Raw genomic sequence first — 16,596 nt, forward strand, 5'->3', positions numbered from 1 at the left:
TTACCAGCCGCGCGGCAGCGGGGCGCCTTCCGCGAAGCCGGACGCCGACTGGATGCCCACGACCGCCTTCGCGTGGAACTCCTCCAACGTCGTCGCACCGGTGTAGGTGCACGCCGAGCGGACGCCCGAGCAGATGCTGTCCAGCAGGTCCTCCACGCTCGGGGCCGCCGGGTTCAGTTTCATGCGCGACGTCGAGATGCCCTCCTCGAACAGCGCCTTCCGCGCACGGTCGAACGCGCTGTCCGCTCGGGTGCGTGCCGTCACCGCGCGCTTCGACGCCATGCCGAAGCTCTCCTTGTACGGGTTGCCCTGCTCGTCGCGCAGCAGGTCGCCCGGCGACTCGTACGTTCCCGCGAACCACGAACCCACCATCACGCTCGACGCACCCGCCGCGAGCGCCAGCGCCACGTCGCGGGGGTGCCGCACGCCGCCGTCCGCCCACACGCGCGCACCCAGCTCGCGGGCAGCCCGCGCACACTCCAGCACGGCCGAGAACTGCGGCCGGCCCACGCCCGTCATCATGCGCGTCGTGCACATGGCACCCGGGCCGACGCCGACCTTCACCACGTCGGCACCCGCCTCGACCAGGTCGCGCACGCCCTCCGCGGTGACCACGTTGCCCGCCGCCACCGCGACGCCACCGTCCCCGTGCTGCTGGACACTCCTGCCTGCCGCGTCCACCACCGCGCGGACGGCCTTCAGGGCGGAGATCATCTTCTCCTGGTGGCCGTGCGCGGTGTCCACCACCAGCGTGTCCACCTCGGCGTCCAGCAGTGCCTGTGCCTTGCCGGACACGTCGCCGTTCACGCCGACGGCAGCCGCCACCCGCAGGCGGCCACGCCCGTCCAGCGCCGGGCGGTACAGCTCGGCGCGCAACGCGCCCACGCCGGTCAGCACACCCGCCAGCCTGCCCTGGTCGTCCACGCCCAGCGCGATGCCGGCGGTGCGGCCGTGCAGCTGGTCGAACACCTCCCGGGGTGTGGCGCCGATCGGCATCGTCAGCACGTCCGGGTCCGCGACGTCGCTCAGCCGTGTGAAGCGGTCCACGCCCGCGCACGCCGCCTCGTCCACGACGCCCGCCGGACGGCCCTCGTCGTCGACGATGACCACCGCGCCGTGGGCGCGCTTCGGCAGCAGGTTCAGCGCGTCCGCCACCGCGTCACCCGGCGTCAGCACCAGCGGGGTGTCCCACACGGGGTGCCGTGACTTGACCCACGACACGATGTCGCCGACCGCCGCCGGGTCCACGTCCTGCGGCAGCACGACCAGCCCACCGCGCCGGGCCATGGTCTCCGCCATGCGCCTGCCCGCGACGGCCGTCATGTTGGCGACGACGACCGGGATGGTGGCCCCGGTGCCGTCCGAGGTCGCCAGGTCCACGTCGAACCGCGACGCCACCGCGGAGCGGTTCGGCATCAGGAAGACGTCGTCGTAGGTCAGGTCGAACGGAGGTGTGTCCGAGTAGAAGCGCACGTGTCGAGCGTACTTACGCACCTCCCTTCGGCAGCATCGCGCGTACGGTGTCGATCGTGTCGGCCTCCGGTGGCTCCTTGTCCGGGCGGTACCGGACCACCCGTGCGAACCGCAGGGCGACGCCGCCGGAGTACCGCGAGCTGACCTGCACCCCGTCGAGCGCGATCTCCACCACCAGGTGCGGCTTCAGGTACACGGTCCAGTCGTCCCTGTGGTCCTCGTACTTCGGGAACTCGCTGGTCTGCCAGGCAAGGAGCTCGTCGGTGAGGCCCTTGAACGTCTTCCCGACCATGATCGGCGGCCCGCCGTCCGGGTCGCGGGCGCCGAGGTGGAGGTTCGACAGCGTGCCGGTGCGCCGCCCGTGCCCCCACTCCGCCGCCAGCACGACCAGGTCGAGCGTGTGCACCGGTTTGACCTTCCGCCACGACTTGCCACGCCTGCCCGCCTGGTAGGTCGAGTCGAGCGACTTGACCACCACGCCCTCGTGCCCGTGCCGCAGCGCGTCCGCGAGCACCTGGTCGGCCTCCTCCTGCGACGGCTCCAGCGCGCCCGGGATCACCAGCTCGCCCACCGCCTCGCGCAGCGCGGCGTTGCGTTCCCGCAGCGGTGCGTCGATCAGGTCCGTGCCGTCCAGGTGCACGCAGTCGAAGAAGTACGGGTGCAGCAGCAGCTCCCTCTCGCTGGTCGCCCCGAACCGGCTCATCGTCTCCTGGAACGGTCGCGGCCTGCCGTCGTCGGCGAGCGCCAGGGTCTCCCCGTCCAGCACGACCTGCCGCGCGGGCAGCTTCCGCACCAGCTCCACCAGCTCGGGCACCGCGGCCGTGATCTCCCGCAGCGTGCGGGTGTACACGTGGACCTCGTCGCCGTCCTTGTGCACCTGGATGCGGGCACCGTCCAGCTTGTACTCGACCACGCACGGACCGCCCTCGAGCGCCTCCTCCAGGTTCTCCGCGGGTGATGCCAGCATCGGCCGGATCGGCCTGCCCAGCTGCAGACCGAACGTGTTCAGGGCCGCCGCACCGCCGGTGAGAGCGGCGGCGGCGGTGTCGGGTAACTGGCCGGAGAGCATGAACGCCCGGCGGACCGTCTCCTTGTCGACCTCGGCCGCCTTCGCGATCGCGTCGAGCATGACGCCCTCGAGCGCCCCCTGCCGCAGCTCACCCGTGAGCAGCCGCAACAGGAAGTCCTGCTCGTCCTTCGTGGCGGCGGCGAACAGGCCGCCGAGTAACTCGTTGCGGCGGGCGGTGGAACCCTTGCCGCTGGTCACGGCCACCTCGTCGAAGGTGCGGTCGACCTCGGCGACCGTGAGACCGGGCTGGTCGGCGGGGGTCTCGCGCAGTTTGACCAGTGTCCGCCAGCCCGCCCCGATGCGGCCCTGCAACGGCGTCCCGGCGAGGAACGCGACAACGGCGCGGACCTGGTCACCGGCACGGCGGAGCAGGTCGGCCAGGGCGTCCACCTTGGCCAACCGGGATCGGGTCGCGGACACCACCGATGAGGTGGCAACCACGTCGTTCAGCAACACGTCAGCCATCATGCCTCGCACCACCGACAATTTCCGGACAGCTGCGCGGCCTGTGGACAACCGGGTGGCCTGTGGACAACCGGCCGGGCACGGCGTTGACCTTGACCAAGGGGCAAGGCCCACGCTGGCGTCGTCAGAACGAGGAGAGGTCGTGGAGCTGCTCACCATCGGCGAGTTCGCCAGGGCGTCCCGCCTGTCGGCCAAGGCCTTGCGCCTCTACGACGAGCTGGGGTTGTTGCGCCCGGCCGTCGTGGACCCGGTCAACGGGTACCGGCGGTACGCGCCCGACCAGCTGGAGACCGCGCGGGTCGTGGCCTGGTTGCGGCGGATCGGGATGCCGCTCGCCGAGATCCGGGCCGTGCTCGGCATGCCGGCAGGCCAGGCCGCCGAGGCGGTGGCCGGGTACTGGCGGCGGGTCGAGGACGACACCGAGAACAAGCGGCAGCTCGCGGCCGTCCTCGTCGAGTACCTCTCCGGGAAAGGCACCGCCGTGTCCACATCACTTGCCGTCAAGTACGCCGTGCGCACCGACAGGGGCCTGGTCAGGGTCGCGAACCAGGACTTCGCGTTCGCCGGGGAACGGGTCTTCGCCGTCGCCGACGGGTTCGGCCACCACGGGACCCGGGCCTCCCGGGCCGCCGTCGACGCCGTCCGGCAGGTCGCGGTCGGCGACCTCCTCAACGCCATGGACGACGCCGCCCGCAACGCGAACGAAGCCGTCAAGGGCCTCGACGACAGCGGGACCACCCTCACCGCGCTCATCTGGGAGGGCTCGCAGCTCGGGCTCGTCCACATCGGCGACTCGCGGGCCTACCTGCTGCGCGGCGGCGAACTCTTCCAGATCACGCATGACGACACCGTCGTGCAGTCCATGGTGGACGAGGGAAAGCTGCTGCCGGACGAGGTCGCGTCGCACCCGCAGCGGTCCATCCTCCTCAAGGCGCTCACCGGGGACACGAGCCCCGGCGTGCAGGTGCGGGACGTGCAGGCAGGTGACCGTTACCTGCTCTGCTCCGACGGTCTGCACACCGTGCTCGACCTCGGCACGATCGCGCGGGTCCTCGCCGAGGACGAACCGCAGCAGGCCGTCGACCGCCTCGTGGGGCTCGCCAACGACGCGGGCGGACCGGACAACATCAGCTGCGTCGTCGCCCACCTCATCGCACAGTGAGCGCGATTTCCCTTACTGCGTCCCGTAATCGATCGGGTGACGTGGCCGCGTAGCCAATCACCAGTCCGGGGTACGTACCCAACCGCGTGTATCCGGACAGTGCGGGTGCGTGGATGCCCGCGTCATCCAATCGTTGCGAGACAAGGGAATCGTCGGTCCCCTCAGGTAGCCTGAGCACAACATGAAGACCGGCAGCGACGCCGATCGGTTGCCACGCAGGCAAATGCTCGGCCACCGCCGTCAACAAGGCATCACGGCGGCGGCGGTAGGCGGAGCGGGTGCGGCGCAGATGACGGTCGTAACCGCCACCGCGCAGCAGACCGGCGAACGCGGCCTGAGGGAGAGGAGAACAACCGAGATCAGTCAATTGCTTGCGGGACACGATGTTCGCGCGCAACGCGGAGGGCAGCACCAGCCAGCCCAACCGCAGCGCGGGTGCGAGGGTCTTGCTCACGCTGCCGAGGTAGGCCACGCGGCCCGGGTCCATCGCCTGCATCGCGCGTAGTGCGGGGCGGTCGTAGCGGTGCTCGGCGTCGTAGTCGTCCTCGATGATCACCCCGTCGCGCTCGCGGGCCCACGCGAGCAACGCGTGCCTGCGTGCCGGGTGGAGTGTCGTGCCGAGCGGGAACTGGTGTGCTGCCGTCACCACGACCGCGCGCACAGCCGGCGGAAGCGCGGACACCACCAGTCCGTCGCAGTCCACCGGGACGGGGACCGGCTGCAGACCGTGTTCACGGAGGAGGTCAGCCTGCCCGGGGTGGCCGGGGTCCTCCATGGCGATCGCGGTGTGGCCTTGCGCGCGCAGCACGGCCGTCAGCATGGACAGGGCCTCCGCGCCGCCATGGGTGATCACCACGTCGTCCGCGGACGCGGTGACCGCCCGGACGCGGCCCAGGTACGCGGCCAGCTCGGTGCGCAGCTCCGGCAGGCCTGCCGGGTTGGGGTAGCCCAGCGCTTCGTCCGGTAGCTCGGCCAGGGCGGCGCGGGTAGCCGCGACCCACTCGGCGCGCGGGAACTCGCTGAGCGCGGGCAGGCCGGGCCGCAGGTCGTAGCGCCACTGCCGGGTGTTGGGCGCCGGAGGTGCTGCCGGTGCCGTGGTGGCCAGGGTGGTCGCGACGGTCGTGCCCGAGCCGCGTTTCGCGGTCAGGTAGCCCTCGGCCGTGAGCTGGCCGTACGCGGCGGTCACCGTGCCGCGGGCGACGCCGAGCTGGGCAGCCAGGTCGCGGCTCGACGGCAGCCGCAGGCCGGGGGCGAGCCGGCCGTCGCGGATAGCACTGCGCAGTGCGGACTCGACGGCGCGGCCCCGACCGGACGTGCCGTCGGGGAGGAGCAGCTCCCGCAAAGTGGTCCAGTTAGCAGTCATCGAAGTGGAGCTTACGTATGTACCAATAATTCGGCGAGGGTGTGGTCGTGCAACTCGAGACCACTCCCCGGGTCGGACGTGCCGTCGGACTCGCATCAACCGCGTCGGTGCTGGTCGGGGCTTCGGTGCCCGTGACCGGCCTGCTTGACGGCTACCCCGTCCTGTCCGCCCAGGCCGTGCGCTACGGCATCGGCGCCGTGCTCCTGCTCGGCTGGCTGCTCGCCATCGGACGGCGAGTGCCCGTGCCCTCCGCCAGGGACCTCGTCGGGCTCGGCGTGATGGTCGGGTTCGGCATGCTCGGGTTCAACGCCGCGATCCTGGTGGGACAGCGGTACGCGACACCCGGGTTCATCGCGGCCATGCTCGGCGCGTCGCCGCTGGTGCTCGCGGTGGCGGCCCCCGCGCTGCGGGGCAGGCGACCGTCGCCCTACGCGATCGCGGGGGCCGTGGTCGTGGGGTTCGGCGTGGTCGTGCTCAGCGGCGGCGGGTCGTGGCACGGGCCGGGGCTGGCGCTCGCGTTGCTGGTGATGGCGTGCGAGGTGACGTTCACGCTCGGCGGTGTCGGAGTCGTCGCGCGCATGGGTGCGCTGGCCGCGTCGATGTGGTCGTGCGTGCTCGCGGCGGTCGGCGGGGCCGTGCTGTCCACGTTCCTGGACGGCACCGGGGCGTGGCCGGCGCCGAGCGGTACCGAGGTCGCGGCGATCGTCGTGCTCGGGTCGCTGGTCACCGCGGTGGCGTTCGGGTTCTGGTACACGGGCATGTCGGTGCTGGGCGCGGACCGCGTGGGTGTCCTGGTCGGGCTGATGCCGGTCGCCGGGCTGGTGGCCGCCGTGGTGCTCGGGCGCCAGCCGCTGACGCTGGTCGCGGCCGGCGGCGCGGTGCTCGTCGCCGCCGGCTGTGCGCTCGGCCTCGCGCGGCCGCGGCGGGTCGCGCGTGGCTCCGGTCAGCCGCCGCGGGCCATGCGCAGCACGTCGAGTGCCTCGTCGAGCTGAGCCTCGGTGAGCTTGCCGTTCGCGACGTGGCCGCGTTCCAGCACGACCTCGCGGATGGTCTTGCGCTCCTTGAGCGACTGCTTCGCGATGGCGGCCGCCTCCTCGTAGCCGAGGTAGCGGTTGAGCGGCGTGACGATCGACGGGGACGACTCGGCCAGCTCACGCATGCGGTCCGCGTTGGCCTCGACGCCGGCGAACACCTTGTCCGCCAGCAGACGGGCGACCGCGGACAGCAGGCGGGCGGACTCCAGCACGTTCCTCGCGATGACCGGCAGCATCACGTTGAGCTGGAAGTTGCCCTGCGAACCCGCGAACGCCACCGCGGCGTCGTTGCCGATGACCTGCGCGACCACCATCATCGTGGCCTCGGAGATCACCGGGTTCACCTTGCCCGGCATGATCGAGCTGCCCGGCTGCAGGTCCGGCAGCGCCAGCTCGCCCAGGCCGGTGCGCGGGCCGGAGCCGAGCCAGCGGACGTCGTTGGCGATCTTGAAGAGCGCCACGGCGACGGCCCTGAGCTGGCCGGACACCTCGACGACGCTGTCCTGGGACGCCTGCGCCTCGAAGTGGTCGCGGGCCTCCGTCAGGGGCAGGCCGGTCAGCCGTGCCAGCTCCTCGGCGACCGCGGCGCCGAAGCCGTCGGGTGCGTTCAGCCCGCTGCCCACGGCGGTGCCGCCGATCGGCAGCTCACCGAGCCGGGGCAGGGTGTCGGTGAGGCGCTCGATGCCGTAGCGGACCTGCGCGGCCCACGCGCCCGCCTCCTGGCCGAGCGTCACCGGGACCGCGTCCATGAGGTGGGTGCGGCCGGACTTCACCAGGTCGGCCCACTCGGCGGCGCGGCCCTCGATGACCTCGGCTAGGTGGGTCAGCGCCGGGACGACGTCGCGGACCACGGCCTCGGTCGCGGCGACGTGGATGGTCGTCGGGAACGTGTCGTTCGACGACTGCGACGCGTTGACGTGGTCGTTCGGGTGCACGTCCCGGCCGAGGGCGCGGGTGGCGAGGGTCGCGATCACCTCGTTGGCGTTCATGTTCGACGAGGTGCCGGAGCCGGTCTGGAACACGTCGATCGGGAAGTGGTCGTCGTGCTTGCCGTCCGCGACCTCGTCCGCCGCGGCGGCGATGGCCTTCGCGACGTCGGCGTCCAGCACGCCGAGGCGCTCGTTCACGCGCGCGGTGGCGCCTTTGAGCAGGCCGAGCGCACGGATCTGCGCGCGCTCGAGGCCGCGGCCCGAGATGGGGAAGTTCTCGACGGCGCGCTGGGTCTGGGCCCGCCAGAGCGCCGCCGCGGGCACCTTGACCTCGCCCATCGTGTCGTGCTCGATCCTGAACTGATTCTCGGTCATGTAACCAGTTTGATCGCCCAACGAGCGGCTTGCCCGGGTAGCTTGTGGTGTTGCCGGACACGTTGTCCCACCACGCCGGGTAGGTGCGCATGAGTTCCGTAGAGACCCCGTCCGAGGTTGACCTGCTGATCGTGGGAGCGGGTCCGACCGGCCTGTACGCGGCCTACTACGCGGGCTTCCGCGAACTGTCCACGGCGATCGTCGACGCGCTGCCGGAGGCGGGCGGGCAGGTGACCGCCATGTACCCGGAGAAGAAGATCTTCGACGTGGCGGGCTTTCCGTCGATCATCGGGCGTGATCTGGTGTCGGCGCTGGTGGAGCAGGCGGACCAGTTCAAGCCGACGTACCTGCTGGGCCGCAAGGCGCGGACGGTGACGGAGCTGGACGACGGCGGCTACCTCGTGGGCCTCGACGACGGCGGCGAGCTGCGCGCCGGCGCGATCCTGATCACCGCGGGCATGGGCGAGTTCTCGCCGCGGCCGCTGCCCGCGGGCGACGGGTGGCTCGGGCGCGGGATGGTGCACTTCGTGCCGGTGCTGGAGGAGCACCGGGACCAGGACGTGGTGGTCGTCGGCGGTGGTGACTCGGCGTTCGACTGGGCGCTGTCGCTGCACCCGATCGCGAAGTCGGTGACGATCGTCCACCGCCGCAACAAGTTCCGGGCGTTCGCGGCGACCGTGCGGCAGGTGCGGGAGCTGGGCGTGCCGATCATCACCGACGCGCAGGTGACGGAACTGCGCGGCGGCGACGGCGGCCTGACCGAGGTGGAGCTGGCGGTCGCGTCGGACCCGGCGCCGGTCGTGCTGCCCGCGCAGACCGTGGTCGCGGCGCTCGGGTTCACCGCCGACCTCGGCCCGATCGAGTCGTGGGGCCTGGAGATCACGCGCCGCGCGATCGCGGTCGACACGACGATGAAGACCGCGCGGGAGCGGATCTACGCGGCGGGCGACATCGCCGCGTACCCGGGCAAGGTGAAGCTGATCGCGACCGGCTTCGGCGAGGCGGCGACGGCGGTGAACAACATCGCGGTGGCGCTCAACCCGGACGCGCACCTGTTCCCCGGCCATTCGAGCGACGTGAGCTAGGTGCTCGCCACGGCGGTGATGGCCGTGCACTTCCTGGTGCTGGCCTACATCGTCCTGGGTGCGTTCCTCGCGTGGCGGTGGCCGCGTGCGCTGCTCGCGCACGTGCCGTTCCTGTTGTGGGGCCTGGGGATCGTGTTCCTCGGGTTCGTGTGCCCGTTGACGGAGCTGGAGAACTGGCTGCGCGGACGGAACGGCGACCCGGACGGGTTCATCGCGGAGTACCTGGACGGAGTGCTCTACCCGGACGAGTACCTGGTGGCGTCGCGGGTGCTCGCGGCCGTGGTGGTGGCCATCGCGTACGCGGGCGCGGTCGTCGCGTGAGGCCGCCGCCGGACGGCGGCCTCCGGCCCCCGGTCACCAGCGTACCGGCGGGGACCGACAACGACGGGGCGTTGACCGCTGGGTTGTGGATAGCCGGGGTGGCTGTGGACAACTCGGGGTGGGCGCTGCGAGCGCGGGGCTGTGCCGGGCTTTGAGACTGCTGCGGCTCGGAGCGACGACCCCGGTTCGGGAAGTGAACTCGGGCGTGACTGCTGTCGGGTGCGGCGGATTGCTGGGAGCCTCGCGAAGGCTCGGGTTGGGTGGCACTACTGAGGATTGGCTGGACTGCTGAAGCTGGCGAGCCGCCCTTGTTGAAGAGGACCTGGTATCGGTTCGGCGGGGGGAGGTGGTTTGGGGAGCGGTTGACGTTGGGGGGCCGGGCTGGTGGTTGTGGCTTGGGTGGTGCGATGTGAGCCGGGCCGGGCCGTTGCGGGTGGGGCAGGGCGTTCTGGCTTGAGTGGTTCGTCGGTGGCGGGTCTGGAGTTGGGCAGTGGGTGGGCGCCTCGGGCGGTCCCGCTCGGGCGCGGCTGTTTGGGGTGTGGACAACTTCCCTGCGGGGTGGCGGGATTGTCGGTGGGTGCGGGTAGCGTGGTTCGAGGGGGCCGGAGGCCAGCCGGGCCCGCGGCGGCTGGTGTCAGGCCGCTACCTGGACCAGCTCACCTACCTGCAGCGTGCTGAAGAACGCCTGCGCGTCGGACATCGCCAGGCGGATGCAACCGTGGGAGTCCTCGTTCAGTTTGCCTTCGTGGAAGGCTATGCCGCCCGGGGCGAAGAACACCGAGTACGGCATCCGGTCGCCGTAGATGCTGCTGGTGTGTTCCTGGTCTTTCCACGCCACCGGCCACGTGCCGGTCGGGGTGGGGTTCGTCTTGCCGCCGTGGGTGATCTGCACTGGGCCCAGCGTGATCGTGCCCTTGTCCATCAACCACGCCTGCTTCCGTGACAGGCTGACGCACGCGCTGATGCCCCGGCCGCACGGAGGCGGAGGCGGGGGTGGGGCCGGCGTCGTCGTCGTGGTGGTCGTCGTCGTTGTTGTGGGCAGGGGGTCGGGCTGGCTGGGGGGCGGGCCCGCCGCCGCTTGTGTCGCGCACGCTGACAGCAGTGCGGTTGCCAACAGGGCTAGGGCGGCCAGTCCGCGTCTCATGTCCACCTTCCGCGGTGATCGGGGGGGCACCACTGGTTACCCACGACGCACACGCGGCAAAGGTTGCACGCTACGGAACCACCTGAACGGTGTCGCCCACGGACAGCGCGTTGTAGAACGTCTCGGCCGCGGCCGGGGACAGGTGGATGCAGCCGTGGGACAGATCGGACAGGCTGCCCTGGTGGAAGGCGATCCCGCCGTTGAAGAACACCGAGAACGGCATCGGGGCGCCGTCGAACTCCGACGACTTGTGGTCGATGTCCTTCCAGCCGACGTTGAAGGTGCCCGGCGGGGTCTCGTAGCCCGGCCTGCCGTGGGTGATCGGGACCGGGCCGTAGCTCACGGCACCGTCCCTGAGCAGCCACGACTTGTTCGCGGACAGGTCGATGCAGGCATCGACGCCCGCGCCGCAGGGGACGCCCGCCGGTGGGGGTGGTGGCGGGGGCGTCTCCTTCACGATCGTCTCGTTCGCTGCCGCCACCTTCGGCAGCGGCGGCATCGCCACCTCCGGCACCGTGGTGGGCGCGGTCGACGTCGTCGTGGTCGACGTCGGGCGCTGGGTGGGGGCTGGGGCGGCGTTCGTCGGGGTGCTCGCGCACGCCGACAGGAGGCCGATGGCCGCGATCGCGAAACCTGCCAGGAGTCTCGTCCGCATGTGGTGAAGACGCCACGAACCGGGTGGGCGTTGTCGTGGTGATCCAACCGTGACACGCGAAATGCCGCACCCACCTCGGTGAATGCGGCATTTCGCACTTATCGGTCAGCCGGTGTGCTGGGCGATCCAGTCCGCGTACGCCGTGGCGTCCGTGTAGATCGACGGGCCGGTCGCGCACGTCGAGTCGCCGTTGCCGCTGCGACTGGTCACGCCGATCAGCTGCCAGCTGCTGCCGTCACCCACGATCTGGGGTCCACCCGAGTCGCCGTAACAGGCGCCCGCGTTGCCGCCCGGATTGCTGGTGCACAGCTCCAGCGACCCGTCGATACCGGTGCAGCCACCCGCGTCGAGCACCGACACGTCCAGCTGCTGCAGGTAGTCCGGCGCGCCGCACCCACCCGGCTCCGGGCACGTCTGACCCCAGCCGAGCAGCCGGGACGCGGTGCCGGCCGGCGCGTCACCGGCCAGCGCGATCGGCGCCGACGTGGCCGGTGCGGCCAGCCTGACCAGCGCGATGTCGTTGCCCGGCGACGTCCCGTCGTAGCCGTCGTGGACGATGATCTCGGCGGCCTGCGCCTCCTCGCCGCCCGACGCGTACTCGTTGCTGCCGATCCGCAACCCGACACCCTCCGGCGACGTGCCCTGCACGCAGTGCGCCGCGGTCAGCACCCAGTCGGCGCTGATCAGCGAACCGCCGCAGAAGTGGCTGCCGCCGTCCTGCAGGGAAACCATGAACGAGTAGGTCTGGTCCGCGTCGCCGCCGCCCACGATGTACGGCGTCACGCCGGGGTCGTCGGCCGCCGCCGGACCGATCCCGGTGAACACCGTTGCCGTGCAGGCGAGAAGGCCCACGACCAGAGAACGTGCCCGCATTCTCTCTCCTCCCACTGCCCCGTGCCCGAGCGTCGGGCACTCTGCGGAAGGTAGATGACCTGCGGGAACGCCGGGCACCCTCGAAAGTAGGGGTGACCCGAATTCCCTACCATCGTCGGGTGAGTCCGAAGTGGACGGTCTACGGCAGTGGCGGGATGGGCTGCTCCGCCGCGGCCTCCGTCAGCCGGTCGAAGTCCACTGTGGAGTACCGGCGGAGCTTTTCCAGGCGGTGGAAGCCGTCGATCATCCGCACGGTGCCGGACTTCGACCGCATCACGATCGACTGCGTGGTGCAGCCGCCGCTGCGGTAGTGCACGCCGCGCAGCAGGTCGCCGTCGGTGATGCCGGTCGCGCAGAAGAACGCGTTGTCGCCGCTCACCAGGTCGTCGGTGCGCAGCACGCGGTCCAGGTCGTGGCCCGCCTGGATCGCCTTGTCCCGCTCCGCCTCGTCCTTCGGCCACAGACGGCCCTGGATCTCGCCGCCCATGCACTTCAGCGCGCACGCCGCGATGATCCCTTCCGGCGTGCCGCCGATGCCCATGAGCATGTCGACACCGGTGTTGGGGCGCGCCGCCGAGATGGCGCCCGCGACGTCGCCGTCGGAGATGAAGTGGATGCGCGCACCGGCCTCCCGGACCGCCTTGACCAGGTCGGAATGGCGGGCGCGGTCGAGGATGCACACGGTCACGTCGGACACGTCGGTGTGCTTGGCCTTCGCGACCCGCCGGATGTTCTCGTCGACCGGGGCGGTGATGTCGATGACGTCGGCGGCCTCGGGCCCGACGGCCAGCTTCTCCATGTAGAACACGGCCGACGGGTCGAACATGGCGCCGCGCTCGGTGGCCGCGAGCACCGCGATCGCGTTCGGCATGCCCTTCGACATCAGGGTGGTGCCGTCGATCGGGTCGACCGCCACGTCGCACTCGGGGCCTTCGCCGTTGCCGACGTGCTCGCCGTTGTAGAGCATCGGCGCGTGGTCCTTCTCGCCCTCGCCGATGACCACGACACCGCGCATCGAGACGGTGCCGATGAGCTTGCGCATGGCGTCGACGGCCGCGCCGTCACCGCCGTTCTTGTCCCCGCGGCCGACCCACCGGCCCGCGGCCATGGCCGCTGCCTCCGTGACCCGGACCAGCTCCAGCGCGAGGTTGCGGTCCGGCTCCTCCGGCCTGCGTTCCTGGCTTCTGGGCTGGGTCGTGGTGGTCATGCCGTCCTCCCGGGATCGCGGAGCTTGCGGAGCGATCAGTAGATGCAGTCGCGCACGTCACGGACCCATCGATCCTCCCAGAATTCGGGATGCCGTGGTCGGTGAGCGTGCGTGAGGGTCGTCTCGGCCGGTTTGCGAGTATGGGCCGGTGACGGACAAGCCTGAGCGCGGCAGCCTGCGGATGCGGGACATGATCGGTGCGGTGGTCGTGCTCCTGGTGATCATCGGCGCGGTCCTGGCGTTCTACGGCGGCTGCCAGTTCAGCCCCGGCGGCCCCACGGTCGACCCGGGCGCGGCGCCGAGCGCGGACGCGTCCGGCGAGCTGCGGCGGGCGGCCAGGTCGGCGGCGTTCCCGGTGCGCGAGCCCGAGGTGCCGGACGGGTGGCGGGCCAACTCCACGTCGACCACCGCCGTCGGCGCCGGGGCCACCGCGAGCGTGGTCGTGCGGGTCGGGTTCGTGACGCCCGGCGGCACGTTCGTGCAGCTCAGCCAGTCCGGTGGGGACGCGGGCGAGGTCGTCGCGAAGGAGACCGGGCAGGCCGAGCCGCCGAAGCCGACCGGCACCGTCGACGTCGACGGCACCACCTGGACCACCTACCCCGGCCGCCGTGACGAGCACGCCTGGGTGGCGGACCTGGACGACGTGGTCCTGCTGGTCACGGGCAGCGCGTCCGAGGCGGACTTCCGGCGGCTCGCCAAGGCCGCGCAGGAGGCGACCCCGCTAGCCCCGTGACGCGCGCCAGCAACCCGCCAGGTGGTCGTCCACCATGCCCGTCGCCTGCATCAGCGCGTACGCGGTCGTCGGGCCGACGAACGCGAAGCCGCGCTTCTTCAGCGCCTTCGCCATGGCCTTCGACTCGTCGGTGACGGCGGGGACGTCCGAGAGCAGCTTCGGGCGCTTCCGCCGCCCCGTCGGGGCGAAGGACCACAGCAGGTCGTCGAGCGGCACGTCCAGGTCGGCGATGGCCTGGGCGTTGCGGATCGTCGCGTCGATCTTGGCCCGGTTGCGCACGATCGACGCGTCGTTCATCAGGCGTTCGACGTCCTCCGCGCCGAACTCGGCGACCAGCTTCGGCTCGAACCCCGCGAACGCGCGCCGGAACGCCTCCCGCTTGCGCAGGATCGTCAGCCACGACAGCCCGGACTGGAACGCCTCCAGCGACAGCCGCTCGTACAGCGCGGCCTCGCCGTGCAGCTCGACGCCCCACTCCTCGTCGTGGTACGCCGCGTAGTCCTCGGTGGTGTTGCCCCACGGGCAGCGTGTGACGCCGTCCGCGCCCTTCAGCGCGGCCGTCACTCGCCCGCCTCGCCGCGTGCCGCGCGCTCACGCAGCTCGGCGTTCTCCGCCCGTAAGTCGTCCAGCTCGACGGACAGGCGGCGTAAGACCCAGTCGACCTCGGACATCTTGTAGCCGCGGACGACGAGCTGGAACCGTACGTCCCGCACGTCCTCGGCCGTCACCCCCGAGGAGGGCAGGCGGGTGGGCGAGGCGCCCGGCGGCAGCGCGGGCAGCTCCTCGCCGCGCCCGAAGACGACCGAGGCCAGCAGGAACACCACGGCCGCCACGAGCATCATGACGACCAGGTAGATCAGTGCCGTTGTCACGCCGAGGATGGTGTCACACACCACCGACAATTCTCAGCGGACGAGCAACTCACGCATCGGCGGCCGGTCCGCGACCACCACACCGGACGTGTCCGGCAGCCACTCGCCGGCCACCTGCACGAACTGCGTCAGCGCACCCGCGTGCGACGGGAGCATCCCGCAGCGCGCCAGTGCGGTGCCCAGGATCTGCCGCGCCATCAGCCCCAGCGCACGCAGCGGCTGGTTGCGGTGCTTGCGCACCCCCAGGTTCACCTGCGCGATGCCGTCCAGCCCCACGATGGCGTGCGCGTCGAGCAGCAGGCCGATCTCCACGCCGTACCCGGACGCGAACGGCACCGCCTCCAGCAGCTCCCGCGTGCCCGCGTACTCGCCGCCGAGCGGCTGGATCACGCCGGTCAGCTCGGGCCGCAGCGTCGACAGCAGCGGGCGCGCCATCAGCTCGGTGACCCGGCCGCCGCCGGACCCGGACGCACCCTCGGACGTCAGCGGCCGCCGGTAGAAGCCCTTGACCAGGTGGACGCCCGGCTCCAGCAGCATCGGGCCGAGCAGCCTCGGCACGAACTCCGGGTCCGGGTCCACGAGGTCGGAATCCAGGAAGACCAGCAGGTCACCGGTGGTCGCCGCGAGCGACCGCCACAGGACCTCGCCCTTGCCGGGCACGGGTTCCAGCTCGGGGAGGACGTCGGCGCGCCGCACCACGCGAGCGCCGGCCGCCAGCGACACCTCGACCGTCCGGTCCGTCGAACCGGAGTCCACCACCACCAGCTCGTCCACGAGGGAACCCACCAGCGGCCGGACCGAGGCGATCACGTCGGCGACGGTCGCCTCCTCGTTCAACGCGGGCAACACGACGCTGACCGTGCGGGCGCCCTTGGCCGCCACCAGCTCCTGGACCGTCCACGAAGGACTCTGCCACGTCCGCTCCGCGAACCACGACCGCGCGTCGGCGTGCATCACGCCAGCGCTCGCAGGCATCGGGCCGGCGGGCGGGTGCCCCTGATGCTCGCCACCATCTCGACCACCTTCCTGGTTCTGGCCACCTCGTGCGCGCGGAACACCCGCGCGCCGGCCATCGCCGCGACGGACGTCGCGGCGAGCGTGCCGTCCACCCGGTCGGTCACGGCCGCACCGAGCGTCTCTCCGATGAAGTCCTTGTTGGACAACGCCATCAGCACCGGCCAGCCGGTGCCCACCAGCTCGTCGAGCCGCCGCAGCAGCTCGAGGCCGTGCCAGGTGTTCTTGCCGAAGTCGTGCGTCGGGTCGATCAGCACCCCTTCGCGGGGCACGCCGAGCGCCACCATCCGCTCCGCGCGGGCGACGAGCTCCGCCGTGACCTCGGCCACCACGTCCAGGTACCGGACGCGGTGCGGGTCGGTGCGGGGCGCGACGCCGCCGGTGTGGGAGCAGACGATGCCGGCGCCGTACTCGGCCGCCGCCTCGGCGAGCAGGGGGTCCGCGCCCGCCCACGTGTCGTTGATCAGGTCGGCGCCTGCCGCGCACGCGGCGCGGCCGACCTCGTGCCGCCAGGTGTCCACGCTGATGACCAGGTGCGGGTAGCGGTCCCGCACCCGCTCGACGAACGGCACGACCCGGCGGATCTCCTCGTCGGTGCTCACGTGCTCGCCGTGCGCGCCGGCGCGGACGCCGCCGACGTCGACGATGTCCGCGCCCTCGGCGACCACGCGGTCCACCGCGGCCAGGGCCTCCCGGTCACCGAAGGTGGCGCCCCGGTCGTAGAAGGAGTCCCTGGTGCGGTTGACGATCGCCATCACCAGTGCGCGGTCCTGGGGGACCTCACGGCCGCCGAAGCGAAGTGTGCTCACGACGCAAGGGTGC

Annotated in this window: 17 protein-coding genes; 5 read left to right on the forward strand and 12 right to left on the reverse strand. The window is 71.7% G+C overall.

Annotated features, from left to right (window positions below; all coding sequences use genetic code 11):
* Positions 1-1,473, reverse strand: coding sequence for a GuaB1 family IMP dehydrogenase-related protein (locus tag ACYQ77_RS02115; RefSeq protein ID WP_459706825.1), 1,473 nt, complete (start codon positions 1,471-1,473; stop codon positions 1-3).
* 13 nt (positions 1,474-1,486) lie between these two features.
* Positions 1,487-2,998 carry an ATP-dependent DNA ligase gene (locus ACYQ77_RS02120; RefSeq protein ID WP_459708111.1) on the reverse strand — a complete coding sequence of 504 codons (1,512 nt, stop codon included), beginning with the start codon at positions 2,996-2,998 and terminating at the stop codon, positions 1,487-1,489.
* Positions 2,999-3,149: 151 nt separating this feature from the next.
* Here ACYQ77_RS02120 and ACYQ77_RS02125 point away from each other — a divergent pair, with 151 nt between their 5' ends.
* A complete protein-coding gene (locus tag ACYQ77_RS02125; protein ID WP_459706827.1) occupies positions 3,150-4,169 on the forward strand; it encodes a MerR family transcriptional regulator in 1,020 nt (339 codons plus the stop codon).
* On the opposite strand, the gene pdxR is transcribed toward ACYQ77_RS02125, so the two are convergent.
* Complete coding sequence (pdxR, locus tag ACYQ77_RS02130; protein ID WP_459706829.1) at positions 4,156-5,532, reverse strand: MocR-like pyridoxine biosynthesis transcription factor PdxR; 1,377 nt, start codon at positions 5,530-5,532, stop codon at positions 4,156-4,158. The two genes, ACYQ77_RS02125 and pdxR, sit on opposite strands and share 14 nt — an antisense overlap.
* Positions 5,533-5,663: 131 nt before the next feature.
* On the opposite strand from pdxR, the gene ACYQ77_RS02135 reads away from it, so the two are divergent.
* Entirely contained in the window at positions 5,664-6,524 is an 861-nt protein-coding gene (locus ACYQ77_RS02135) for a DMT family transporter (protein WP_459706831.1), read from the forward strand.
* Here the strand turns inward: ACYQ77_RS02135 and ACYQ77_RS02140 are convergent.
* Complete coding sequence (locus tag ACYQ77_RS02140; RefSeq protein ID WP_459706833.1) at positions 6,476-7,870, reverse strand: class II fumarate hydratase; 1,395 nt, start codon at positions 7,868-7,870, stop codon at positions 6,476-6,478. The genes ACYQ77_RS02135 and ACYQ77_RS02140 overlap by 49 nt on opposite strands.
* An 89-nt stretch (positions 7,871-7,959) precedes the next feature.
* Here ACYQ77_RS02140 and ACYQ77_RS02145 point away from each other — a divergent pair, with 89 nt between their 5' ends.
* Positions 7,960-8,955, forward strand: coding sequence for an NAD(P)/FAD-dependent oxidoreductase (locus ACYQ77_RS02145; RefSeq protein WP_459706834.1), 996 nt, complete (start codon positions 7,960-7,962; stop codon positions 8,953-8,955).
* Positions 8,956-9,276 (forward strand): DUF2784 domain-containing protein, encoded by a 321-nt coding sequence (locus tag ACYQ77_RS02150; protein ID WP_459706836.1) that lies wholly within the window; start codon positions 8,956-8,958, stop codon positions 9,274-9,276. It begins immediately after the preceding gene.
* Between the two features lie 634 nt (positions 9,277-9,910).
* Here ACYQ77_RS02150 and ACYQ77_RS02155 read toward each other — a convergent pair.
* From ACYQ77_RS02155 to glpX, 4 genes are all read right to left on the reverse strand, one after another.
* Complete coding sequence (locus ACYQ77_RS02155) at positions 9,911-10,420, reverse strand: L,D-transpeptidase (protein ID WP_459706838.1); 510 nt, start codon at positions 10,418-10,420, stop codon at positions 9,911-9,913.
* Positions 10,421-10,490: 70 nt separating this feature from the next.
* The gene (locus ACYQ77_RS02160) at positions 10,491-11,075 is read right to left on the reverse strand and encodes a L,D-transpeptidase (RefSeq protein ID WP_459706839.1); all 585 of its coding nucleotides are present in this window, start codon (positions 11,073-11,075) and stop codon (positions 10,491-10,493) included.
* Positions 11,076-11,180: 105 nt separating this feature from the next.
* Positions 11,181-11,948, reverse strand: coding sequence for a S1 family peptidase (locus tag ACYQ77_RS02165; protein ID WP_459706841.1), 768 nt, complete (start codon positions 11,946-11,948; stop codon positions 11,181-11,183).
* A gap of 139 nt (positions 11,949-12,087) precedes the next feature.
* Positions 12,088-13,155, reverse strand: coding sequence for a class II fructose-bisphosphatase (gene glpX, locus ACYQ77_RS02170; protein WP_459706843.1), 1,068 nt, complete (start codon positions 13,153-13,155; stop codon positions 12,088-12,090).
* 148 nt (positions 13,156-13,303) lie between these two features.
* Here glpX and ACYQ77_RS02175 point away from each other — a divergent pair, with 148 nt between their 5' ends.
* Positions 13,304-13,888 (forward strand): DUF4245 domain-containing protein, encoded by a 585-nt coding sequence (locus ACYQ77_RS02175; RefSeq protein ID WP_459706845.1) that lies wholly within the window; start codon positions 13,304-13,306, stop codon positions 13,886-13,888.
* On the opposite strand, the gene ACYQ77_RS02180 is transcribed toward ACYQ77_RS02175, so the two are convergent.
* From ACYQ77_RS02180 to folP, 4 genes are read right to left on the reverse strand one after another with little or no spacing between them, the layout of a single operon-like run.
* A complete protein-coding gene (locus tag ACYQ77_RS02180) occupies positions 13,877-14,452 on the reverse strand; it encodes a DNA-3-methyladenine glycosylase I (RefSeq protein WP_459706847.1) in 576 nt (191 codons plus the stop codon). The genes ACYQ77_RS02175 and ACYQ77_RS02180 overlap by 12 nt on opposite strands.
* On the reverse strand, positions 14,449-14,760 hold the full coding sequence (locus ACYQ77_RS02185) for a DivIVA domain-containing protein (protein ID WP_459706848.1): 312 nt from the start codon (positions 14,758-14,760) through the stop codon (positions 14,449-14,451). The genes ACYQ77_RS02180 and ACYQ77_RS02185 overlap by 4 nt, the downstream gene beginning before the upstream one ends.
* Positions 14,761-14,793: 33 nt before the next feature.
* Entirely contained in the window at positions 14,794-15,714 is a 921-nt protein-coding gene (locus tag ACYQ77_RS02190) for a glucosyl-3-phosphoglycerate synthase (RefSeq protein ID WP_459706850.1), read from the reverse strand.
* Positions 15,714-16,583 (reverse strand): dihydropteroate synthase, encoded by an 870-nt coding sequence (folP, locus tag ACYQ77_RS02195; protein ID WP_459706852.1) that lies wholly within the window; start codon positions 16,581-16,583, stop codon positions 15,714-15,716. The genes ACYQ77_RS02190 and folP overlap by 1 nt, the downstream gene beginning before the upstream one ends.
* Positions 16,584-16,596: the final 13 nt, after the last annotated feature.

The sequence above is a fragment of the Actinophytocola sp. KF-1 genome (genome assembly GCF_054661535.1).

Bases quoted from the DNA above. Each gene is read 5' to 3' on its own strand.
- pdxR (WP_459706829.1), bottom strand. From the start codon at position 5,532: ATGACTGCTAACTGGACCACTTTGCGGGAGCTGCTCCTCCCCGACGGC.
- ACYQ77_RS02140 (WP_459706833.1), bottom strand. From the start codon at position 7,870: ATGACCGAGAATCAGTTCAGGATCGAGCACGACACGATGGGCGAGGTC.
- ACYQ77_RS02145 (WP_459706834.1), top strand. From the start codon at position 7,960: ATGAGTTCCGTAGAGACCCCGTCCGAGGTTGACCTGCTGATCGTGGGA.
- ACYQ77_RS02155 (WP_459706838.1), bottom strand. From the start codon at position 10,420: ATGAGACGCGGACTGGCCGCCCTAGCCCTGTTGGCAACCGCACTGCTG.
- ACYQ77_RS02160 (WP_459706839.1), bottom strand. From the start codon at position 11,075: ATGCGGACGAGACTCCTGGCAGGTTTCGCGATCGCGGCCATCGGCCTC.
- ACYQ77_RS02165 (WP_459706841.1), bottom strand. From the start codon at position 11,948: ATGCGGGCACGTTCTCTGGTCGTGGGCCTTCTCGCCTGCACGGCAACG.
- glpX (WP_459706843.1), bottom strand. From the start codon at position 13,155: ATGACCACCACGACCCAGCCCAGAAGCCAGGAACGCAGGCCGGAGGAG.
- ACYQ77_RS02190 (WP_459706850.1), bottom strand. From the start codon at position 15,714: ATGCACGCCGACGCGCGGTCGTGGTTCGCGGAGCGGACGTGGCAGAGT.